Annotated in this window: 26 protein-coding genes; all 26 read left to right on the forward strand. The window is 41.9% G+C overall.

The window, feature by feature from the left end:
• Positions 1–80 precede the first annotated feature (80 nt).
• A complete protein-coding gene (gene degU, locus M1D69_RS03320; protein ID WP_003219701.1) occupies positions 81–770 on the forward strand; it encodes a two-component system response regulator DegU in 690 nt (229 codons plus the stop codon).
• Positions 771–866: 96 nt separating this feature from the next.
• Entirely contained in the window at positions 867–1,712 is an 846-nt protein-coding gene (locus M1D69_RS03325; RefSeq protein ID WP_198098077.1) for a DegV family protein, read from the forward strand.
• Between the two features lie 106 nt (positions 1,713–1,818).
• A complete protein-coding gene (gene comFA / locus M1D69_RS03330; protein ID WP_458104585.1) occupies positions 1,819–3,216 on the forward strand; it encodes an ATP-dependent helicase ComFA in 1,398 nt (465 codons plus the stop codon).
• A 52-nt stretch (positions 3,217–3,268) separates the two neighbouring features.
• On the forward strand, positions 3,269–3,565 hold the full coding sequence (locus tag M1D69_RS03335) for a late competence development ComFB family protein (RefSeq protein WP_059292436.1): 297 nt from the start codon (positions 3,269–3,271) through the stop codon (positions 3,563–3,565).
• The gene (locus M1D69_RS03340) at positions 3,529–4,251 is read left to right on the forward strand and encodes a phosphoribosyltransferase family protein (protein WP_458104584.1); all 723 of its coding nucleotides are present in this window, start codon (positions 3,529–3,531) and stop codon (positions 4,249–4,251) included. The genes M1D69_RS03335 and M1D69_RS03340 overlap by 37 nt, the downstream gene beginning before the upstream one ends.
• Positions 4,252–4,324: 73 nt before the next feature.
• A complete protein-coding gene (locus M1D69_RS03345) occupies positions 4,325–4,744 on the forward strand; it encodes a TIGR03826 family flagellar region protein (RefSeq protein ID WP_458106213.1) in 420 nt (139 codons plus the stop codon).
• Between the two features lie 79 nt (positions 4,745–4,823).
• Complete coding sequence (gene flgM / locus M1D69_RS03350) at positions 4,824–5,090, forward strand: flagellar biosynthesis anti-sigma factor FlgM (protein WP_024123025.1); 267 nt, start codon at positions 4,824–4,826, stop codon at positions 5,088–5,090.
• Positions 5,091–5,104: 14 nt separating this feature from the next.
• The gene (flgN, locus tag M1D69_RS03355; RefSeq protein ID WP_010332064.1) at positions 5,105–5,587 is read left to right on the forward strand and encodes a flagellar protein FlgN; all 483 of its coding nucleotides are present in this window, start codon (positions 5,105–5,107) and stop codon (positions 5,585–5,587) included.
• A gap of 18 nt (positions 5,588–5,605) precedes the next feature.
• On the forward strand, positions 5,606–7,129 hold the full coding sequence (flgK, locus tag M1D69_RS03360; protein WP_458104583.1) for a flagellar hook-associated protein FlgK: 1,524 nt from the start codon (positions 5,606–5,608) through the stop codon (positions 7,127–7,129).
• Between the two features lie 9 nt (positions 7,130–7,138).
• Positions 7,139–8,035, forward strand: coding sequence for a flagellar hook-associated protein FlgL (flgL, locus tag M1D69_RS03365; RefSeq protein ID WP_458104582.1), 897 nt, complete (start codon positions 7,139–7,141; stop codon positions 8,033–8,035).
• 46 nt (positions 8,036–8,081) lie between these two features.
• Positions 8,082–8,657 (forward strand): DUF6470 family protein, encoded by a 576-nt coding sequence (locus M1D69_RS03370; protein ID WP_458104581.1) that lies wholly within the window; start codon positions 8,082–8,084, stop codon positions 8,655–8,657.
• A 20-nt stretch (positions 8,658–8,677) separates the two neighbouring features.
• The gene (gene fliW / locus M1D69_RS03375) at positions 8,678–9,109 is read left to right on the forward strand and encodes a flagellar assembly protein FliW (RefSeq protein WP_458104580.1); all 432 of its coding nucleotides are present in this window, start codon (positions 8,678–8,680) and stop codon (positions 9,107–9,109) included.
• On the forward strand, positions 9,103–9,327 hold the full coding sequence (gene csrA, locus M1D69_RS03380; protein ID WP_059292441.1) for a carbon storage regulator CsrA: 225 nt from the start codon (positions 9,103–9,105) through the stop codon (positions 9,325–9,327). Before fliW ends, csrA begins: the two co-directional genes overlap by 7 nt.
• Positions 9,328–9,473: 146 nt before the next feature.
• Positions 9,474–10,379: a flagellin Hag gene (gene hag, locus M1D69_RS03385; protein WP_458104579.1), complete on the forward strand. Its 906-nt coding sequence runs from the start codon at positions 9,474–9,476 to the stop codon at positions 10,377–10,379.
• A gap of 231 nt (positions 10,380–10,610) precedes the next feature.
• A complete protein-coding gene (flaG, locus tag M1D69_RS03390; protein ID WP_458104578.1) occupies positions 10,611–10,940 on the forward strand; it encodes a flagellar protein FlaG in 330 nt (109 codons plus the stop codon).
• Between the two features lie 17 nt (positions 10,941–10,957).
• Positions 10,958–12,454 carry a flagellar hook-associated protein 2 gene (locus tag M1D69_RS03395; RefSeq protein WP_458104577.1) on the forward strand — a complete coding sequence of 499 codons (1,497 nt, stop codon included), beginning with the start codon at positions 10,958–10,960 and terminating at the stop codon, positions 12,452–12,454.
• 21 nt (positions 12,455–12,475) lie between these two features.
• Positions 12,476–12,877 carry a flagellar export chaperone FliS gene (gene fliS / locus M1D69_RS03400; RefSeq protein ID WP_458104576.1) on the forward strand — a complete coding sequence of 134 codons (402 nt, stop codon included), beginning with the start codon at positions 12,476–12,478 and terminating at the stop codon, positions 12,875–12,877.
• Positions 12,874–13,215: a flagellar protein FliT gene (locus M1D69_RS03405; RefSeq protein WP_458104575.1), complete on the forward strand. Its 342-nt coding sequence runs from the start codon at positions 12,874–12,876 to the stop codon at positions 13,213–13,215. The genes fliS and M1D69_RS03405 overlap by 4 nt, the downstream gene beginning before the upstream one ends.
• A 9-nt stretch (positions 13,216–13,224) precedes the next feature.
• Positions 13,225–13,602, forward strand: a complete 378-nt coding sequence (locus tag M1D69_RS03410) for a hypothetical protein (protein WP_024123013.1) — start codon at positions 13,225–13,227, stop codon at positions 13,600–13,602.
• A 191-nt stretch (positions 13,603–13,793) separates the two neighbouring features.
• Positions 13,794–14,363 (forward strand): ribosome hibernation promotion factor, encoded by a 570-nt coding sequence (hpf, locus tag M1D69_RS03415; protein WP_044159437.1) that lies wholly within the window; start codon positions 13,794–13,796, stop codon positions 14,361–14,363.
• Between the two features lie 168 nt (positions 14,364–14,531).
• Positions 14,532–17,057, forward strand: a complete 2,526-nt coding sequence (gene secA / locus M1D69_RS03420) for a preprotein translocase subunit SecA (protein ID WP_458104574.1) — start codon at positions 14,532–14,534, stop codon at positions 17,055–17,057.
• A gap of 68 nt (positions 17,058–17,125) precedes the next feature.
• Positions 17,126–18,227 (forward strand): peptide chain release factor 2 gene (gene prfB / locus M1D69_RS03425; protein ID WP_458104573.1). Its coding sequence is split into 2 segments (ribosomal slippage): positions 17,126–17,197 and positions 17,199–18,227, totalling 1,101 coding nucleotides; the frame shifts between segments, so codons are not numbered across the junction.
• Positions 18,228–18,398: 171 nt separating this feature from the next.
• The gene (locus tag M1D69_RS03430) at positions 18,399–19,244 is read left to right on the forward strand and encodes a YitT family protein (protein WP_069487008.1); all 846 of its coding nucleotides are present in this window, start codon (positions 18,399–18,401) and stop codon (positions 19,242–19,244) included.
• Between the two features lie 48 nt (positions 19,245–19,292).
• Positions 19,293–19,631: a cytochrome c551 gene (cccB, locus tag M1D69_RS03435; protein ID WP_024123008.1), complete on the forward strand. Its 339-nt coding sequence runs from the start codon at positions 19,293–19,295 to the stop codon at positions 19,629–19,631.
• Between the two features lie 232 nt (positions 19,632–19,863).
• Positions 19,864–20,550, forward strand: a complete 687-nt coding sequence (ftsE, locus tag M1D69_RS03440; RefSeq protein ID WP_010332047.1) for a cell division ATP-binding protein FtsE — start codon at positions 19,864–19,866, stop codon at positions 20,548–20,550.
• The gene (gene ftsX / locus M1D69_RS03445) at positions 20,543–21,433 is read left to right on the forward strand and encodes a permease-like cell division protein FtsX (protein ID WP_458104572.1); all 891 of its coding nucleotides are present in this window, start codon (positions 20,543–20,545) and stop codon (positions 21,431–21,433) included. Before ftsE ends, ftsX begins: the two co-directional genes overlap by 8 nt.
• The last annotated feature ends 88 nt before the right edge of the window (positions 21,434–21,521 follow it).

A 21,521-nucleotide genomic window follows, 5' to 3' on the forward strand; every position in this document is an offset into this window, starting at 1 on the left:
ATGATTTGTAAAATAGAGCCAAAAGGCATATTGACCGAATACCAGAGTATATAGAACAATAATACAAGGAGGCGTGGCTTGTGACTAAAGTAAACATTGTTATTATCGACGACCATCAGTTATTTCGTGAAGGTGTTAAGCGGATATTGGATTTTGAACCTACCTTTGAAGTGGTAGCGGAAGGAGACGACGGAGATGAAGCGGCTCGCATCGTTGAGCACTATCATCCTGATGTCGTGATCATGGATATCAATATGCCGAACGTAAATGGCGTGGAAGCTACAAAGCAGCTTGTAGAGCTGTATCCTGAATCTAAAGTAATTATTCTATCAATTCACGATGACGAGAATTATGTAACACATGCTCTGAAAACAGGTGCAAGAGGTTATCTGCTGAAAGAGATGGATGCTGATACACTAATTGAAGCGGTTAAAGTAGTTGCCGAGGGCGGTTCTTACCTTCACCCGAAGGTTACTCACAACCTCGTAAACGAATTCCGACGTCTTGCAACAAGCGGAGTTTCTGCTCATCCTCAGCATGAGGTCTATCCAGAGATTCGCAGACCATTACATATTTTAACAAGACGGGAATGTGAAGTGCTGCAAATGCTTGCAGACGGAAAAAGCAACCGCGGCATCGGTGAATCATTGTTTATCAGTGAAAAAACTGTTAAAAACCATGTCAGCAATATCTTACAAAAAATGAATGTAAACGACCGGACGCAAGCCGTGGTGGTCGCCATTAAAAATGGTTGGGTAGAAATGAGATAGCATGAAATTGGACTTGCCTTTTTGAGGCAGGTCTTTTTTTAGGCCTCTGTTTCCCTTACAATAGAGTCATAAAGTGATAAGGCAGGTAACGAAGCTATGAATATTGCAGTAGTAACAGATAGTACGGCATATATTCCCAAAGAAATGCGTGAACAAAATCATATACACATGATTCCTCTCCAGGTTGTTTTTGGGGATGAAACATATCATGAAGAAACAGAAATGGACTGGAGAAGCTTTTACCAAGAAGTGAAAAAGCATACGGAGCTTCCATCCACTTCTCAGCCTGCGATTGGCGAGCTGGTTGCTTTGTATGAAGAGCTCGGCAAGTCATATGATGCGGTGATCAGTATTCATCTTTCTAGCGGAATTAGCGGAACGTTCAGCAGCGCAGCTGCAGCGAATACAATGGTCGATAATATTGAAGTATACCCGTTTGACTCAGAGATCAGCTGTCTGGCTCAAGGTTTTTATGCTCTGAAAGCAGCTGAATTGATCAGAAATGGAGCGTCATCGCCGGAAGATATTATAAAAGAACTGGAAGAAATGAAAAAAACTGTTCGGGCATATTTTATGGTGGATGATTTAACACATCTTCAGCGAGGCGGACGATTAAGCAGTGCTCAAGCCTTTATTGGGAGTCTTCTCAAGGTAAAGCCTATTCTGCATTTTGACAATAAGGTAATTGTGCCTTTTGAGAAGATCCGCACACGCAAAAAAGCAATTTCGCGGATTTACGAGCTTTTAGATGAAGACGCGAGTAAGGGCATGCCGATGAAAGCTGCCGTTATTCACGCTAATCGAGAAGAAGAAGCATCGAGTATTATTGAAGAGCTCTCTGCAAAATATCCGCATGTTGAATTTTATAACAGCTACTTTGGTGCGGTTATAGGCACTCATCTTGGTGAAGGTGCAATAGGAATCTGCTGGTGTTTTAAATAAATGATGAAATCTCCGTTTTAGAAGCGGAGATTTTTTTATATTCTTTTTTTAGCTGTTAGACAGATTATTTTCATTCCGGCATAATATCTCGCAAGGAGGCCGTACTATGCAGACTAAGACATCAGAATCGAACAGCCTATTCTCTAAAGAACTGCAGCAGCAGCTTCAGGGCCGCCATCTGCTTAGAACAGAAATCCCATTTTCTGACGAGATCATTGATTGGCATATCGAGCATGGTTATATATCTGCCGAGGAGTCTATATCAAAAAATAAATGGGGATATAGATGCAATAGATGCGGTCAAAATAATCAACAGTATTTTTCTTCGTATCATTCATCAGGAGAAGATAAAGTATACTGCCGCTCTTGTGTCATGATGGGCAGAGCGAGTGAGGATGTTTCTTTATATTCCTGGTGCAAGGAGGCAGAGGCAAACTGGAGGCCTATAAAACTGACTTGGGATGGAAAGCTTTCAAGCGGACAGCAAAAGGCCGCTGACGTCTTAATTGAAGCAATTTCGAAGCAAGAAGAGCTCCTTATTTGGGCTGTTTGCGGCGCAGGTAAAACTGAATTATTATTCCCGGGTATAGAATCGGCATTAAATCTAAGACTGCGTGTTTGTATTGCAACCCCGCGCACCGATGTTGTATTAGAGCTTGCTCCGAGACTGAAGGCTGCATTTCAGGATGCTGATATTTCAGCTCTATACGGAGGAAGTGATGACAAAGGGCGTTTATCTCCGCTTATGATTTCCACAACTCATCAGCTTTTGCGCTATAAAAACGCATTCGACGTCATGATCGTTGATGAAGTGGATGCTTTTCCATATTCCGCTGATCAAACTCTTCAATTCGCTGTTCAAAAAGCGAGAAAGAAAAACAGCACTCTTGTTTATCTAAGCGCAACACCTCCTAAAGAATTAAAAAGAAAAACGTATAAAGGTGAGTTAAAATCCGTTCGCATACCGGCCAGATACCATCGGAAGCCATTGCCTGAACCGAGCTTTCAGTGGTGCGGAAACTGGAAAAAGAAATTAACCCGAAACAAAATCCCAAATGCGGTAAAAAGATGGATAGAACAGCATGTGAAAGAAGGAAGGCCCGTTTTTTTATTTGTTCCTTCCATTTCTGTTTTGGAAAAGGCTGCTTCTTGTTTTAAAGATATGAATTATCGAACAGCGGCTGTACATGCGGAAGATAAGCTCAGAAAAGAAAAAGTGCAGCAATTTCGAGACGGTCAGTTTGATCTGTTAATCACAACAACAATATTAGAAAGAGGTGTCACAGTTCCTATGGTCCAAACAGGCATCTTAGGGGCAGAATCGCCCATCTTTACGGAAAGCGCGCTTGTGCAAATCGCAGGAAGGACAGGACGGCATAAAGAACATGCAGACGGCGATGTCATTTATTTTCACTTCGGAAAAACAAAGAGTATGATAGAGGCAAGAAAACATATAAAAATAATGAATGAATTGGCTTTAAAAAATAAATTGATAGACAGTTAATATTTAAAAACATGATACAGTATACTCATATAACTAATGAGGAGCTGTAAAAATGCTTGTCAATTCAAAAGAAATCATGATGGAAGAACTTCTTGACCGATATATGGATCAGCTTCATATGACCTGCACATGCCAAGTATGCAAAAATGATGTACTTGCACTTTCTTTAAACCAAGTAAGACCAGCTTACGTCACTGATTTAAAAAAGATTGCATATACGAAAGCTGAGCTGGTAGATAAACAGAAAAACACGGCTATGCTTGTGATTTTGGCTGAATCAGCTGCTGTGGTATCGGAGAATCCGAGTGATCAATGCGAAACGAGACAGGAGGAGGCTCTAAAAAACTGATCTGTCTATTATGTGATTCACAATTTTCTCAAGCTGTTTCATGGTGCTCACTATTCTTATTAAAACCTGGCGACAGAGTCTGTCAATCCTGCAGAAACAAATTACAGATCATCAAAGGGGCCATTTGTCCGCTTTGTGGCAGGCCTCAAACCGCTCATGAAGTGTGCGCGGATTGCGAGGCATGGAAATCAAGAATAGATGACGGCTTAAGGCTCAGCCAAAACCGTTCTGTTTACTTATATAATGACATGATGAAAGAAACGCTCGCCCGAATGAAATTCAGGGGAGATGCAGCGATAATAAACGCTTTTAAAAATGACTTTTCCTCAGAATTCTCTGCTGTCTATCCAGATAAACGCCTTGTGCTCGTTCCCATTCCGTTAAGCGAAGAACGGAACGCGGAACGCGGCTTTAACCAGTCACAAATGCTTGCTGAATGCTTAAAACGGCCCATCCTCAATCCTCTCATCCGCCTGAATAATGAAAAGCAGTCTAAGAAAAAGAAAACGGAGCGCCTGCTTTCAGAGCATGTTTTTGAAACAAAAAACAGCTCGGTTGAGGGTATGGATATTGTTTTAATCGACGATCTTTATACTACGGGTGCCACTTTGCACTATGCTGCCCGCTGTTTATTGGAGAAAGGCAAAGCTGGTTCTGTGTCATCTTTTACCTTAGTGAGAAGCTAAATGATTCAATTTTTGTGCCGATATAATGTCTAGAAATTACTGCAGGCATATTAATGAATAAGGAGTAAACATGATGGGTGAACTGGCGAATTGTCCGAAATGCAATGCTTTATTTTTAAAAACAAAGCTGCAAACCGTGTGTCAGGCGTGTATTAAGGAAGAAGAAAAATCATTTGAGACTGTATATAAATTTTTAAGGAAACAGGAAAACAGGCAATCAACACTGAGCCGCATAACTGAGGAAACAGGTGTGGAGGAAGAGCTGATTTTAAAATTCATCAGGCAAAAGCGAATCCAAATCACTCATCTGCCGAACTTGGCATACCCTTGTGAAAGGTGCGGGACATCGATTAGGGAAGGCAAGTTCTGCAAGGCTTGCCAGTCCGATATAAAGGATCAAATAGGTCATCTGAACCAAGAATCCGCATTGAAAACAGAACAGAAAAATAGTAAAAAAGACACATACTATGCCTATAATACCAAAAACAGCTGATTCCCTAAACTAACTGAAAACGCAGTCGATAAAAGGGTTAGATTGTTTAAAGACTGCAACGGAAAGCGAGAGGAATCCTATGAAAATCAATCAATTTGGAACACAATCCGTTAATCCATACCAAAAAAATTACGAAAAGCAAGCAGTGCAAAAAAATGCTGCACAGCCTAAAGATAAAATCGAAATTTCATCGCAGGCTAAAGAGCTGCAAAATGCATCCGACGCAGTCACTGGTTCACGCCAGGAAAAAATCGCGCAGCTAAAAGCGCAAATTGAAAACGGGTCATACAAAATAGACGCAAATCATATAGCAAAAAATATAATTAATTTTTATAAAAAGCAGTAAAAAAGGAGAAAGCCATGTCAGCAAAGCCAATTATCGAACAATTGAAGCGACTTTGCGTTCTGCATGAGCATTTGCTCACGCTGTCTGAGGAAAAAACGGAAGCGCTCAAAGCCGGCAAAACAAAAGAGCTTTCTAACATTTTGACAAAAGAACAAAAATATATTCAAGCAATCGAACAGACAGAAGATGACCGGATTAAAGCGGCTTCCGCTTTTCTTGGATACAGCGAAAATAACACTATTTCTGCTTGTATCGCCAAAACTTCAGGCAGTGAAAAGGAAGAGCTTGAACTTTTGTTCGAATCTCTTACTAAAGTTCTTGGGCGTTTAAAAGAAGTGAATAAGCTGAATAGACAGCTGACAAGAGACGCGCTGCAATTCATCTCTATTTCGTACGATATGCTGGTTCCTAAGGATAATAACTTTAATTACAGCAAACAGATTAAAGCTGAGCTTCCGAAGAGCAGCCGGCTGAAACTGTTCGATTCAAAAGCTTAGCGGAAAGGAATTCAGAATATGACATCTACCTTTATGGGGCTTGAAACTGCAAGGCGGGCGTTAAGCGCCCAGCAGGCAGCGTTAAGCACGACTGCAAATAACGTGGCAAATGCCAACACTGACGGTTATACAAGACAGCGAGTCTCGTTGGAGGCAACTGACTACTTCCCTGCTGTATCAAAAAACGCAGAAAAAACCGCGGGGCAAATGGGAACGGGCGTTCAAGGGAAGTCAGTTGAGAGAATAAGAGATATCTTTCTTGACTACCAATACCGTCTTCAAAACAATAGTGCCGGATACTACGACACGAAGGCCAAAGCTCTCTCCCAAATGGAAGGCATCTTAAATGAGACGGACGGCAGCGGCTTAAACAGTGTACTCAATTCGTTTTGGAATTCCCTTCAGGAATTATCGAATAATACAAACGAAGACAGTGCGCGTTCTGTTGTCGCTGAAAAAGGAAAAGCTCTGGCAGAAACGTTTAATTATCTCTCCGAATCACTTACAAATGTTCAATCGAACTTAAAAGCAGAGCTAGATACTACGGTGTTGGATGTCAATTCGGTGCTTTCCCAATTAAACAGTTTAAATAAGCAAATAGCTCAAGTAGAGCCGGTCGGGCTTATGCCAAATGGTTTATATGATCAGCGAGATTTGCTGATCGATAAATTATCCTCAATGGTTGATATTAAAGTCAGCTATAACAAATCAGGCGGTAATGCACTTGCCTCTGCTGAAGGAACCGTATCAATTGAAATCCTTGATAAAAATAAACAGTCATTGGGAACTGTTTTGGACGGTGAAAATTACGAGGTTTCAGAACTTGCAGCCAACTATGATAATGAAACTGGTTTAGTATCAAGTATTTCAATCGGAAACACTGCTCTACAGGCTGAGTCATTCAGCAGTAAGGGATCTCTTTTAGGATTTATAGAGTCTTACGGGTATGTATCAGCAGGCGGCGAAGAAAAGGGCATATATCCGGACATGCTATCTGATCTCGATAATATGGCACTTGAATTCGCTAAAGCTTTCAATGAGGTGCACCGAAATGGTTTGACCAAGAGCGGCGAACAAGGCGGGGACTTTTTTGATTTTACCGGCGGTGAAACTGAACCGGCAAAAGGAGCGGCGGGCAAGATTAAAGTAGCTGCCAGCATATCAGATTCAAGCGGCGCGAATATTGCTTTCTCACTGACTGGTGCAGCCAACGATAATTCAAATGCAACAAAATTAGCGAATGTGTTAACAGGTGATATAACCATCAATGGTAAAAAGACAAGTGTGCTAGATTACTATTCAGGTCTGATTGGCGAGCTGGGAATTAAAGCGCAAGAAGCAAATCGGCTTTCGTCTAATACAGAAACACAGCTGAATGATGCAGACATAAACCGTCAGCAAATGAGCGCTGTTTCTTTAGATGAAGAAATGACCAATATGATTCAATTCCAACACGCATACAATGCTGCCGCAAGAATGGTAACGTTACAAGACGAAATCCTTGATAAAGTAATTAATGGCATGGGTGTCGGGGGAAGGTAGGTAGATCAAATGAGAGTAACACAAGGGATGATTCAGCAAAACTCATTGAGATATATCGGTTCAAGCTACTCAAAGCTGGATAAACTTCAATCACAGATTTCTTCCGGAAAAAAAATCTCAAAAGCTTCCGATGATCCAGTAGTAGCTATGAAAAGCTTAAAGTACAATACGCAGTTATCTCAAGTTCAGCAATACCAAAGTAATGCTTCTCAAGCCTTTACTTGGCTTGAAAACACAGAAACAAACATTACTGAAGGAATTGACATTATGTCAAAGGTCAGAGAGTTAGCTGTTCAAGCTAAGAATGACACAAATGGTGGAGCAGAATTGCAAGCTATTGGTGTAGAAGTAAAACAATTAAAAGAACAGCTCTTAAATATTGCTAATACACAAGTGAACGGCAGATATATCTTCAATGGCACTAATTCAGATACACCTCCAGTTAAAGACAACGGAGACGGAACTTATACGATTTCTGATACGGCTGACGTTATTGTCAATATATCGGATAATATGTCATTAAAGGTAAACTCGGATCCGAAGGCAGCCTTTGGCGGTACTTCTGAAAGCGGACAAAATGTGTTTGAAATGCTTAATTCATTTGAGACAGCACTTAATTCAGGCTCTTTGGACGATGTGGACAGCGTTTTAGATGATATCGATCAATTTTCTGACGGTATGAGCGCAGAGCGATCTGATCTCGGAGCGAGATATAACCGTCTTGAACTGATTAATACAAGACTCGCATCTCAAGAAGAAACAGCTACAAAAGTATTGTCTGACAATGAAGATGTAGAACTGGAAGAAGTCATAACGGAATTTATTGCCCAGCAAAGTGTACATAGAGCTACCTTAGCTGTAAATGCGCAAATTGTTCAGCCTACATTGATCGACTTTTTAAAGTAAGCGGCTCTCAGGAGTTCGCTTTTTTTATAGTTTAGGAGGTAGAGTGATGCAAATTCCCAGATTGATTATGCATAGTGTTCAAGGGAAAATTGGTTTAACAACGACGCCCGCCAGCTTAAAAATGGAGCAGCCGCAAGCCGACCTGGAGATTGAACAGCCAAGCGCGGAAATGGAAATATCGGTGACACCTGGAAAACTTACGATTGACCAGACGCAAGCATGGGAAGAATTAGACAGAAAGCATGTATTCAAAAAAATCGAAGAAGCTGCCCAACAAGGGCGTGAGGATGTCATGGAGGGGATAGCTCGTACCGCAGAAGAAGGAGACGAGCTTATGAGAATTGAAAATAAGGGGAACCCAATCGCTTCACAAGCAAAGAGGAACTCTGAGATGCACCAAATTCAATTAGGCGAACATTATGCTCCTTCTCTTTCAAGGGTGAAAATCCAATATACCCCATCACAGCTTGATATTCAGATTACGCCGCGAAAGCCTGTTATTCAGGCTGAACCGCGTAAACCAATTGTTGAATATACGCCGGGAAATGTTAAGGTTGACATGCTCCAATACCCTGATTTAAATATAGAGGTAGAAAACCTAAAAGAATCACTCGAAAAGTAAAAAGAAAAGGATCGTGAACAATGATCATTCATACTAAATACCATGGCCAAATGAACGTAAAAGAAGAACAAATCATTCTTTTTGAAAACGGGATTCCGGGCTTTTTAGAAGAAAAACAGTTCGTCGTTCTTCCGCTTTCAGAAGACTCTCCATTCGTGGCACTGCAGTCCGTCACTTCAGAGAATCTTGCGTTCATCGTTGTAAGTCCGTTTATCTTTTTTAAGAATTATGAATTTGACCTTGATGAATCAACTGCTGAACTTTTGGATATCGATAATATTGAAGACGTAGAAGTCATGACATTATTGACCATGGCAGAGCCATTCGAAAAAACGACTGCTAATTTATTGGCTCCTATTATTGTGAATCGCAAGAACATGCTGGCTAAGCAAGTCGTTTTACACGACTCCCCATATACGACAAAGCATCCGATTGGAGGAGAATCATGCTAGTTTTATCTCGAAAAATGAACGAAGCGATTCAAATAGGTGCTGATATTGAAGTAAAAGTGATTGCGGTTGAGGGTGACCAAGTGAAAATTGGAATTGAAGCCCCAAAGCATATTGATATTCACAGGAAAGAAATTTACTTGACCATTCAGGAAGAAAATAACCGTGCGGCAGCGTTATCCAGCGATGTGATCTCCGCATTATCCTCACAAAAAAAGTGAGGATTTTTTTTATTTTTGTATTAACAAAATCAGAGACAATCCGATATTAATGATGTAGCCGGGAGGAGACGCAAACACTCCGCCAGTTACAAAAAAACAAGGCACAAGGACGTGCCTTAACAACACATTCAGGGAGGAACAAAACAATGAGAATTAACCACAATATCGCAGCACTTAACACATTAAACCGTTTGTCTTCAAACAACGGTGCTAGCCAAAAGAACATGGAGAAGCTTTCTTCTGGTCTTCGTATCAACCGTGCAGGAGATGACGCAGCAGGTCTTGCGATCTCTGAAAAAATGAGAGGACAAATCAGAGGTCTTGAAATGGCTTCTAAAAACTCTCAAGACGGAATTTCTCTTATCCAAACAGCTGAGGGTGCATTGACTGAAACTCACTCTATCCTTCAACGTGTTCGTGAGCTTGTAGTACAAGCAGGAAACTCTGGTACTCAAGATGGCACCGACCTTCAAGCTATCCAAGATGAGATCTCTTCTCTTGTTGAAGAAATCGGTGGTGGAGCTAATAAAAATGGTATCTCTGACCGTACTGAGTTCAACGGTAAAAAATTATTAAACGGTGACTTTGCAACTGCAAAACTTACATTCCAAATTGGTGCAAATGCTGGCCAACAACTGGATGTTAATATCGGAAACATGGCTGCTAATGCAATTGGAGCTGTAGATGATACTGGTGCTCTTGTAGCTAACCAAGCAGTTTCAAATATTGATGTAACTAAATTTAAAGATAATACTCATGACGCAGCTGATGTAGGTTTTGATACACAACTTAAAATTGTTGATGACGCTATTAACACTGTATCTACTCAACGTTCAAAATTAGGTGCGGTACAAAACCGTCTTGAGCACACAATCAACAACTTAGGCACTTCTGGTGAAAACCTGACAGCTGCTGAGTCTCGTATCCGTGACGTTGACATGGCGAAAGAAATGAGCGAGTTCACAAAGAACAACATTCTTTCTCAAGCTTCTCAAGCTATGCTTGCTCAAGCGAACCAACAGCCTCAAAACGTACTTCAATTGTTACGTTAATTTTGAAAAAGACCTTGGCGATTGCCGGGGTCTTTTTTTATATTCCCTAACTCCAAATCTTTCCCCCTGGCTGTCTATAACTCGTGATATAATAATCGGATTCTCCACTAACCTATAAAAGTATTTCCAAACAAGAAATCTAAAACAGATGAGTTTTTTTCCAAAAATATGTGTAATCTTATCTCGAATTAGTCGATATAAACGATAGATTGGGACATAGGGGATGATCAATTGAACATTGAAAGACTCACTACGTTACAACCTGTTTGGGATCGTTATGATACTCAAATACATAATCAGAAAGATCATAAGAGTGAGGTTCCTGTTCATCAAGTTTCATATACCAATCTTGCTGAAATGGTAGGGGAAATGAACAAGCTTTTGGAACCTTCGCAAGTTCACCTTAAGTTTGAGCTCCATGAGAAGTTAAATGAATACTATGTAAAAGTAATAGAGGACTCTACAAATGAAGTTGTCCGCGAGATTCCGCCGAAACGGTGGCTTGATTTTTATGCGGCTATGACTGAATTTCTTGGGTTATTTGTAGATGAAAAAAAGTAGATGAGGAGTGGTTTGGAATGGTTACGAGAATAACAGGTCTGGCATCAGGAATGGATATAGATGATATCGTATCAAAGCTGATGCAGACAGAAAGAGCGCCGCTTGATAAGCTGACACAAAAAAAGCAGACGCTTGAATGGCAGCGTGACAGCTATCGTGAAGTAAACTCAAAAATAAAAGAATTACAAGATTATATGTCTAAAAATACGATGACATATCCGAGCACGTATCAGAGCAAAACTGTGACCAGCTCCAATGAGTCTGTGTTAACTGCTACAGGAAGCGCAAGTGCGCCAAACTCGTCTTCTACTGTTGAAGTAGCGAGTTTGGCAACTGCAGCAACATATAAGGCAAATAATTATGCGGGATACACACAAGGCGATTATAATTTGGCATTTAACGTTATAGCGCCTGGTGAGACAACGGCAAAAACAGTAAACATCAGTGTGACGAACGCCGATACCATTGATAATGTGATTTCTAAACTTAACAGCTCAGATCTAGGAGTATCAGCATTTAAAGATAAAATTTGGAACGGTACAGAGTATATAGAAACGATTGCGTTTTCTTCTAAAGAAACAGGTGCAGGAGGCAGCATACAGGCAGCCGACTCTGCCACAGCCGACTTTATGTCCGGTCAGCTTGGTTTCTCTTTAGACGCTGATAATAAGCTCACTGCTTACAAAGAAGGAACAAATGCAAAGGTCACAATTAATGGCTTTGAAATGGAGAAGCTGACAAACAACTTTACGGTTAATGGCGTTACCTACTCGATCAAAAATACAACTGCAGCCACAGGCCCTGTTACCACATCTGTTTCTACTGATGTTGACGGGATTTATAACCAAATTAAAGAGTTTGTAGATAAATACAATGAATTGGTTGACAGCCTGAATGAAAAGCTCCAGGAAGAAAAATACAGAGACTATACTCCGCTGACGAGTGAACAAAAAGAAGCAATGTCTGATAAAGAGGTAGAACTCTGGGAGAAGAAGGCAAAAAGCGGTTTGCTGAGAAATGATTCCAGCATCAGCACCGGTACGAACCAAATGAGGACCGACTTTTATTCTCAAGTAAATGCGGATGGGAAAGCCTATCAATTAACTGAATTTGGCATCACAACCTCAAGTGCTTACCAATTGCGGGGACATTTAGAGATTAATGAAGACAAACTGAAAGCAAAAATACAAGAAGATCCACAAAGTGTTGCTGCCTTATTTACAAACGGGACGAACAGCAGCGCTTATAGTGATAAAGGAATTATGAAACGCATCGGTGAAACACTGAAAAGTACAGTGAAAAGCATTGAAGCAAAAGCCGGCAACTCGACAATGGGAACCAATGACTACTCAATCGGTAAAAATTTGAACACGATCAGCACTGATATCACCAAAATGCAGGACCGATTGAACACAGTAGAAAACCGCTATTATACAAAATTCAGTGCAATGGATTCTGCGATTCAAAAAATGAACGAACAAGCGTCCTATTTATCACAGCTTCTTGTACAATAAATGTAATTTGGAGGATGACACATGGCGATTCAAAATCCTTATGCAGCTTATCAGCAAAATTCAGTGAATACCGCTACGCCCGGGGAGCTGACCCTTATGCTGTATAATGGCTGTTTGAAATTTATAAAACTTGCATCTCAGGCCATTGACAATAATGATATGGAACGTAAAAATGAAAATCTGATTAAAGCGCAAAATATCATTCAGGAATTAAATGGTACGCTTAACCGCAACATAGAGCTTTCCGGTTCAATGGGTGCGATGTACGATTATATGTATCGAAGACTGGTAGAGGCAAATATCAAAAGTGATACGAGCATGCTGGCTGAGGTTGAAGGCTATGTAACAGATTTTCGTGATGCATGGAAACAGGCCATGCAAAGTGAACGGAAGGACCGGCACGGATCAGGCGGGATCGCATGAATAACATAGATCACCTATACACTGAGACGGAGAGTATGCTGTCACACATACAAAATACACCGGAAAGCGATGAACTTTTAAAGCAAATTGAAGACTTTTTGTCTAAACGGTCTGAACTTATTCAGGGGATAGCTCTGCCGCTTTCAGAAGAAGAGCGAAAGCAGATGAAACTTGTCTTGACATGGGATCAGCTTATTGTGAAGGAAATGGAAAGACTGAAGCAGTCAATCGCAGCAGAACTTCAGCAGGTGAAAAGAAAACGCGCGATGCATACGACGTATTTAAATCCTTATAACAACATCACGATTGACGGCAGATATTATGACAAGCGTAAATAGGTGAGTGCCTTGAAGAGCATTGAGGATTATACGCTTTTATCAGCTTATTATCATCTTCTTTTTACCATTGAGGAAGGGCTGTGCTATTTGATAGAGGCGGAACAGAATTTATCAAAAACAGAAGGGGATCGGATCTACCAAGATCTGATCCAAGCCTTTTTTTATTTGGATTCAACCCATTCAACTCTTCTTTTCGTGATGAACACACGGTGCGCAGAAGTATGCGTTAAGGCTTTTGACGAGATTTTTGCAGAATTTGATCAATTGGTTTCTTTCTCATTCCCCTCTCATGAATTCTGCGAGTATTTAAAAGGACATTTCCTGATTCACTATAGGAAGTGGATGCTGTCCATTCATCGATGTATGGAGCCCTTTGTGATCAATTGACTTTGTGTAAGGTATTTTTTCTTATTGCCAGCATATACATATACCTCCCGTAACTATAGGAACATCAGCATAAAACGGCATAATTCGACAAAGTTCACTGAATTTTCACAAAAGGTTTACGTTTCAGCAGGAATTGTAAAGGGTAAAGAAGAAATAGATACATATCCTTAATAAAAGGGAGGCGTTCTTTGATGAACTATAACATCAGAGGAGAAAATATTGAAGTGACACCCGCGTTAAAGGATCATGTCGAGAAGAAGATCGGCAAACTGGAGCGTTATTTTGAGCATAGTGTAAATGCCGATGTGAACGTCAACTTGAAGTTTTACAATGACAAGGAGTCCAAGGTTGAGGTTACGATTCCGATGACAGATCTGGCGCTTCGGTCTGAAGTGCATAACGAGGATATGTACAATGCAATTGATCTCGCTACAAACAAGCTGGAACGTCAAATCCGTAAGCATAAAACAAAGGTAAACCGCAAATTCCGTGAGCAGGGTCTTCCGAAATCTTCAGTGGCAAACGGCCTCGGCTCTGATACAGATATTGCGGTTCAGGACGAAATAGAAGAAGATGAAAGCTTAGAAATCGTCCGTCAGAAGCGCTTTAATTTAAAGCCGATGGATAATGAAGAAGCGATCTTGCAAATGAATATGCTCGGCCATAACTTCTTTGTTTTCACAAATGCGGAAACAAACCTTACAAACGTCGTGTACCGCAGAAATGACGGGAAATATGGCCTGATTGAACCGACTGAATAATGAAGAGCAGCCTTCCGTGATTTTCGCGGAAGGTTTTTGTTTTTTCTTATTTGCAAATTCTTTGGAAATAAGAGAAGGTATGATATGATAATGAGAGGTATACATGGACTAGTAAATTATTTATACATGCTTGTCAAACAGGCATGTGATGATAGAGGAGCGTTATAAATGCTTGGAATTTTAAATAAAATGTTTGATCCAACAAAACGTACGCTGAATAGATACGAAAAAATAGCTAACGATATTGATGCGATTCGGGGAGACTATGAAAATCTCTCGGATGATGCGCTGAAACATAAAACAATTGAATTTAAAGAGCGCCTTGAAAAAGGGGCGACAACTGATGATCTACTTGTTGAAGCATTCGCAGTGGTTCGGGAAGCTTCTCGCCGCGTAACCGGCATGTTCCCGTTTAAAGTCCAGCTTATGGGGGGCGTGGCTCTTCATGACGGAAATATCGCGGAGATGAAAACAGGGGAAGGTAAAACATTAACGTCTACTCTGCCTGTTTATTTAAATGCCTTATCTGGAAAAGGCGTGCACGTCGTGACAGTCAATGAATACTTGGCGAGCCGTGACGCAGAGCAAATGGGGAAAATTTTTGAGTTTCTCGGCTTAACTGTAGGACTGAATTTGAACTCAATGTCGAAAGATGAAAAACGGGAAGCTTATGCGGCTGACATCACTTATTCTACAAACAACGAGCTCGGCTTCGATTATTTGCGAGACAACATGGTTCTTTATAAAGAGCAAATGGTGCAGCGTCCGCTTCATTTTGCGGTAATTGATGAAGTCGACTCTATTTTGATTGATGAAGCGAGAACACCGCTTATCATTTCAGGACAAGCTGCAAAATCGACAAAACTGTACGTACAGGCAAATGCTTTTGTACGCACGTTAAAAGCAGAGAAGGACTATACGTATGATGTAAAAACAAAAGGTGTACAGCTCACAGAAGAAGGAATGACAAAGGCTGAAAAAGCGTTCGGCATCGACAACCTGTTTGATGTGAAAAATGTGGCGCTCAACCACCATATCAACCAGTCCTTAAAAGCGCACGTTGCCATGCAGAAGGACGTTGATTACGTAGTAGAAGACGGTCAGGTTGTCATCGTTGACTCTTTCACGGGTCGTTTAATGAAAGGCCGCCGCTACAGCGAAGGGCTTCACCAGGCGATCGAAGCGAAGGAAGGGCTTGAAATTCAAAATGAGAGCATGACCTTGGCGACGATTACGTTCCAAAACTACTTCCGGATGTATGAAAAGCTGGCCGGTATGACGGGTACGGCTAAAACAGAGGAAGAGGAATTCCGTAACATCTACAACATGCAGGTTGTGACGATTCCGACAAACCAGCCGGTTGTTCGTGATGACCGTCCTGATTTAATTTACCGTTCAATGGAAGGGAAGTTTAAGGCCGTTGCAGAAGATGTTGCCCAGCGATATATGACAGGACAGCCCGTTCTTGTCGGTACAGTTGCGGTTGAAACGTCTGAATTGATTTCAAAGCTGCTCAAAAACAAGGGCATCCCGCATCAGGTATTAAACGCCAAAAACCATGAGCGAGAAGCGCAAATCATTGAAGAGGCCGGTCAAAAAGGCGCTGTGACGATTGCGACAAACATGGCGGGGCGCGGAACAGACATTAAGCTTGGCGAAGGAGTAAAAGAGCTTGGCGGACTAGCCGTTGTCGGAACGGAACGCCATGAATCACGCCGGATTGACAATCAGCTGCGAGGACGTTCAGGACGTCAGGGTGATCCGGGGATCACACAATTTTATCTTTCTATGGAAGATGAATTGATGCGAAGATTTGGTGCTGAGCGGACAATGGCGATGCTTGACCGCTTTGGTATGGATGACTCCACTCCAATTCAAAGCAAAATGGTATCCCGCGCGGTTGAATCATCTCAAAAACGCGTTGAAGGAAATAACTTCGATTCACGTAAACAGCTTCTCCAATACGATGATGTTCTCCGCCAGCAGCGTGAGGTTATCTATAAGCAGCGTTTCGAAGTCATCGACTCTGAAAACCTGCGTGAAATCGTAGAAAATATGATCAAATCTTCTCTCGAACGGGCAATTTCGGCCTATACACCAAGAGAAGAGCTTCCTGAGGAGTGGAAGCTTGACGGTCTTGTAGAGCTTGTTAACGCGACTTACCTTGACGAAGGCGCGCTTGAAAAGAGCGACATCTTCGGCAAAGAGCCGGATGAAATGCTTGAGCTCATTATGGATCGCATCAAGACCAAATATAATGACAAAGAGGAAAAATTCGGCGAGGAACAAATGCGCGAATTTGAGAAAGTCATCGTGCTTCGCGCCGTCGATTCAAAATGGATGGATCATATCGACGCAATGGATCAGCTTCGCCAAGGGATTCACCTTCGTGCTTACGCGCAAACAAATCCGCTGCGTGAGTATCAAATGGAAGGCTTTGCGATGTTTGAGCATATGATCGAATCCATCGAGGACGAGGTTGCCAAATTTGTGATGAAGGCTGAGATTGAAAATAATCTGGAGCGTGAAGAGGTTGTACAAGGCCAAACCACGGCACATCAGCCGCAAGAAGGCGATGAAAACAAAAAAGCAAAGAAAGCGCCGGTTCGTAAAGTGGTTGATATCGGCCGAAATGCGCCATGCCACTGCGGAAGCGGAAAAAAATATAAAAATTGCTGCGGCCGGACTGAATAGTTCGTTCGGGCAAGTTTGCTGACCGCGGCGCCTTGAGCGCCCGCGGATCTTTTAATGAGGTGAATGGAATGGAATTATCAGAAATCAGAGTTGAGCTCGAAAATATGGCTTCTCGTTTAGCGGACTTTAGGGGGTCTCTTTGACCTCGAATCAAAGGAGACCCGCATTGCTGAGCTTGATGAGCAAATGGCTGATCCGGCATTCTGGAATGATCAGCAGAAAGCCCAAACGGTCATCAATGAAGCAAATGGTTTAAAGGATTATGTCAATTCCTATAAAAAATTGAATGAATCCCATGAAGAACTGCAAATGACTCATGACCTTCTGAAAGAAGAGCCGGATCAAGATCTTCAGCTTGAGCTTGAAAAAGAGCTAAAGGCATTAACGAAGGAGTTCAATGAGTTTGAGCTTCAGCTTCTTCTCAGTGAGCCGTATGATAAAAACAACGCCATTTTGGAGCTGCATCCGGGTGCGGGCGGCACTGAGTCACAGGATTGGGGCTCTATGCTTCTCAGAATGTACACCAGATGGGCTGAGCGCCGCGGCTTTAAAGTGGAAACGCTCGATTACCTTCCTGGTGATGAAGCCGGTATTAAGTCAGTCACATTACTGATTAAAGGGCACAACGCTTATGGATATATCAAGGCGGAAAAAGGCGTCCATCGTCTCGTGCGGATTTCTCCGTTTGACTCATCAGGCCGCCGCCACACTTCATTCGTATCTTGTGAAGTTATGCCTGAATTCAACGATGAGATCGATATTGATATCCGTACGGAGGATATTAAAGTTGATACGTATCGTGCAAGCGGAGCAGGCGGACAGCACGTCAACACGACAGACTCAGCTGTTCGGATTACCCACTTGCCGACCAACGTGGTTGTGACATGTCAAACAGAACGTTCACAAATTAAAAACCGTGAAAGAGCGATGAAAATGCTGAAGGCGAAGCTGTATCAGCGCAGAATTGAAGAACAGCAGGCCGAGCTGGATGAAATTCGCGGTGAGCAAAAAGAGATTGGCTGGGGAAGCCAAATCCGCTCTTACGTATTCCATCCGTATTCCATGGTAAAAGACCATCGGACCAATACAGAAATGGGTAACGTTCAAGCCGTAATGGACGGAGATATTGACGTATTTATTGACGCATACCTTCGTTCTAAACTTTCATAAGCGGGAAACACACCTGGTGTCTACAGGTGTGTTTTTTTATTGCCTGCATATCCTTGGTTTCACTGCTGCTTTAGCATATTACCACTTTATTTGGGTGTTATTTACATCTAATCAGGGAAGGATTAAAATGCTATCGGAGAGCATAGGAAGAAACGGAGGAAGGTTGTAATGATGGATGTACGGAATAAAAGTTTTCGGGTTATAAGGGATTATGTATACATACTGATAGGGGCAGCAATTACAGCAGTGTCCTTTAATGTCTTTCTGCTTCCTAACAAAATAGCCGCAGGCGGTGTCAGCGGGATCAGTACCATTTTACAGTCATATGGTTTTGAAGCGGCCTATGTGCAGTGGATCATTAATATTCCCTTATTTATTGCCGGTATCATTTTGCTTGGCGGTAAATTTGGACTCAAGACACTCGCGGGTTCTGTCTTTTTGCCGCTTGTCGTGTTTTTGACGAGAGACATTCAGCCTGCTACACATCATGAGCTTCTGGCGGCGATTTTTGGCGGCGTCGGCATCGGGATTGGAATCGGCATTGTGTACTTAGGCAAAGGATCGACCGGGGGAACGGCATTAGCGGCTCAAATCATTCATAAGTACACAGGTCTCTCATTAGGGACGTGTCTCGCGATCATTGACGGTTTGATTGTTGTTACGGCGATGATCGTATTTAATATAGAGCAGGGACTGTATGCCATGCTTGGGGTGTATGTATCAAGCAAAACCATTGATGTCGTCCAAGTGGGCTTCAACCGCTCTAAAATGGCGCTTATCATTACAAAACAGGAACAGGCCGTGAAGGAAGCTGTTTTTAAAAAAATTGACAGAGGCGTTACGAAAATTTCTGCAGTCGGCGGATATACTGACGATGAACGACCGATTTTAATGTGCGTGGTTGGCCAAACTGAATTCACGAAATTGAAACAAATCGTCAAACAGATTGATGAGACTGCTTTTGTGATTGTAGCAGATGCAAGCGAGGTGCTGGGCGAGGGTTTCAAACGCGCTTAAACGAGGTTATAATATGGAAGAGATCGTAAAGGAGTTGTGCTTCTCAACATGAAATCAAAACTATCGATACTGATGCTTGTATTTGCCATTTCTGCCCTGCTGGCTGCCTGCGGTTCTAACGATGCAAAAGAAGAGAAGACAGACAACGGCAGCAAAACAGAAGCCTCTGCGTCTGAAGGGGAAGAATTATATCAGCAGAGCTGTGTAGGCTGCCACGGCAAGGATTTAGAAGGTGTCTCAGGACCTAATCTCCAAGAGGTTGGGGGCAAATACGACGAAGAAAAAATTGAAAGTATTATTAAAAACGGACGGGGCAATATGCCGAAGGGGCTTGTAGATGATAAGGAAGCCGCTTCAATTGCCAAATGGCTGTCAGAGAAAAAGTAAGAGGAGAAAATCTTTGCCGCGATTCGGGCAAGGATTTTTTTATGCCGAAATAATGATGAATGAAAAGAAACTGTAATAGTATTATGTCTAAATTTGACGTATAATGAAGTGTGTTGAAAATCAAACTTTCAGATTTTTCATCTTTTTACAAATGAATGGGTCATAAACTGTCGAATGCTTTCGAAGAGTATGACCGTGCGACATAAAATGATATAAAAGATTAGGTGATTTCATGATAGAGATGAAAGAAGTATACAAAGCCTATCCGAACGGTGTAAAGGCGCTTAACGGGATTTCAGTTACCATTCATCCCGGAGAGTTTGTTTATGTTGTCGGACCGAGCGGAGCGGGTAAATCTACTTTTATTAAAATGATATACAGAGAAGAAAAGCCGACAAAAGGGCAAATTTTACTCAATCATAAAGATCTCGCATCGGTTAAAGAAAAAGAGATTCCTTTCGTGCGACGTAAAATAGGTGTAGTCTTCCAGGACTTCAAGCTTCTTCCGAAACTTACTGTGTTTGAGAATGTGGCTTTTGCCCTTGAAGTAATTGGAGAACAGCCGTCTGTTATTAAAAAACGGGTGCTTGAAGTGCTTGATTTGGTACAGCTGAAGCATAAAGCGAGACAATTCCCTGACCAGCTTTCAGGCGGGGAGCAGCAGCGTGTCTCTATAGCCAGATCAATTGTGAACAGCCCTGATGTTGTTATTGCTGATGAGCCTACGGGAAACCTTGATCCGGATACGTCTTGGGAAGTCATGAAGACGCTGGAGGAGATTAATAACCGCGGAACAACAGTCGTAATGGCGACACATAATAAAGAAATCGTAAACACCATTAAGAAACGTGTCATTGCAATCGAAGATGGTATCATTGTGCGTGATGAGTCAAGAGGGGAGTATGGTTCTTATGATTAAAATTCTCGGGCGCCATTTGCGTGAGAGTTTTAAATCTCTCGGGAGAAACACATGGATGACGTTTGCATCCATTAGTGCAGTAACCGTTACGCTGATTTTAGTCGGCGTGTTTTTAGTGATTATGCTGAATTTGAATAACATGGCTACGAATGCTGAAAAAGAAGTCGAAATAAAGGTATTGGTTGATCTGACTGCGGATAAGAAGGCACAGGACAAGCTGCAGAACGAGATAAAAGACCTGAAAGGCATTCAAAGTGTCACTTTTTCATCTAAAGAAAAAGAGCTTGACCAGTTAGTTGACAGTTTTGGAGACAGCGGAAAATCCCTGACGATGCAGGATCAGGAAAACCCGCTGAATGACGCGTTTGTCGTGAAAACGACCGATCCTCATGATACGCCAAGTGTCGCGAAAAAGATTGAAAAAATGGATCATGTCTATAAAGTTACTTACGGAAAAGAAGAGGTCAGCCGTTTGTTTAAAGTGGTCGGCGTTTCCCGCAACATCGGAATCGCGTTAATTATCGGCTTATTGTTTACGGCGATGTTCTTAATTTCCAACACCATCAAAATTACGATTTTTGCAAGAAGAAAAGAAATTGAAATCATGAAGCTTGTTGGTGCGACGAACTGGTTTATCCGCTGGCCGTTTTTCCTTGAAGGATTGCTGCTCGGCGTATTCGGTTCAGTCATTCCGATCGCACTTGTATTGAGCACTTATCAATATGTTATCGGATGGGTCGTTCCGAAGGTTCAAGGATCATTTGTCTCTCTTCTTCCATATAATCCGTTTGTATTCCAAGTCTCGCTTGTATTGATTGTGATCGGCGCAGTGATTGGAGTATGGGGAAGCCTGACTTCCATCCGCAAGTTTTTGCGGGTATAAACATAAGAAAAGCCATCCCGATTGCGGGACGGCTTTTTTCTTTTGCCTTCTTTTTCTTCTATGATTACATGAAATCTCCATCCTTTAC

Source organism: Bacillus sp. PK3-037 (genome assembly GCF_054161355.1).

Bases quoted from the DNA above. Each gene is read 5' to 3' on its own strand.
- M1D69_RS03325 (WP_198098077.1), top strand. From the start codon at position 867: ATGAATATTGCAGTAGTAACAGATAGTACGGCATATATTCCCAAAGAA.
- comFA (WP_458104585.1), top strand. From the start codon at position 1,819: ATGCAGACTAAGACATCAGAATCGAACAGCCTATTCTCTAAAGAACTG.
- M1D69_RS03335 (WP_059292436.1), top strand. From the start codon at position 3,269: ATGCTTGTCAATTCAAAAGAAATCATGATGGAAGAACTTCTTGACCGA.
- M1D69_RS03340 (WP_458104584.1), top strand. From the start codon at position 3,529: ATGCGAAACGAGACAGGAGGAGGCTCTAAAAAACTGATCTGTCTATTA.
- M1D69_RS03345 (WP_458106213.1), top strand. From the start codon at position 4,325: ATGGGTGAACTGGCGAATTGTCCGAAATGCAATGCTTTATTTTTAAAA.
- flgM (WP_024123025.1), top strand. From the start codon at position 4,824: ATGAAAATCAATCAATTTGGAACACAATCCGTTAATCCATACCAAAAA.
- flgN (WP_010332064.1), top strand. From the start codon at position 5,105: ATGTCAGCAAAGCCAATTATCGAACAATTGAAGCGACTTTGCGTTCTG.
- flgK (WP_458104583.1), top strand. From the start codon at position 5,606: ATGACATCTACCTTTATGGGGCTTGAAACTGCAAGGCGGGCGTTAAGC.
- flgL (WP_458104582.1), top strand. From the start codon at position 7,139: ATGAGAGTAACACAAGGGATGATTCAGCAAAACTCATTGAGATATATC.
- M1D69_RS03370 (WP_458104581.1), top strand. From the start codon at position 8,082: ATGCAAATTCCCAGATTGATTATGCATAGTGTTCAAGGGAAAATTGGT.
- fliW (WP_458104580.1), top strand. From the start codon at position 8,678: ATGATCATTCATACTAAATACCATGGCCAAATGAACGTAAAAGAAGAA.
- csrA (WP_059292441.1), top strand. From the start codon at position 9,103: ATGCTAGTTTTATCTCGAAAAATGAACGAAGCGATTCAAATAGGTGCT.
- hag (WP_458104579.1), top strand. From the start codon at position 9,474: ATGAGAATTAACCACAATATCGCAGCACTTAACACATTAAACCGTTTG.
- M1D69_RS03395 (WP_458104577.1), top strand. From the start codon at position 10,958: ATGGTTACGAGAATAACAGGTCTGGCATCAGGAATGGATATAGATGAT.
- fliS (WP_458104576.1), top strand. From the start codon at position 12,476: ATGGCGATTCAAAATCCTTATGCAGCTTATCAGCAAAATTCAGTGAAT.
- M1D69_RS03405 (WP_458104575.1), top strand. From the start codon at position 12,874: ATGAATAACATAGATCACCTATACACTGAGACGGAGAGTATGCTGTCA.
- hpf (WP_044159437.1), top strand. From the start codon at position 13,794: ATGAACTATAACATCAGAGGAGAAAATATTGAAGTGACACCCGCGTTA.
- secA (WP_458104574.1), top strand. From the start codon at position 14,532: ATGCTTGGAATTTTAAATAAAATGTTTGATCCAACAAAACGTACGCTG.
- M1D69_RS03430 (WP_069487008.1), top strand. From the start codon at position 18,399: ATGGATGTACGGAATAAAAGTTTTCGGGTTATAAGGGATTATGTATAC.
- cccB (WP_024123008.1), top strand. From the start codon at position 19,293: ATGAAATCAAAACTATCGATACTGATGCTTGTATTTGCCATTTCTGCC.
- ftsE (WP_010332047.1), top strand. From the start codon at position 19,864: ATGATAGAGATGAAAGAAGTATACAAAGCCTATCCGAACGGTGTAAAG.
- ftsX (WP_458104572.1), top strand. From the start codon at position 20,543: ATGATTAAAATTCTCGGGCGCCATTTGCGTGAGAGTTTTAAATCTCTC.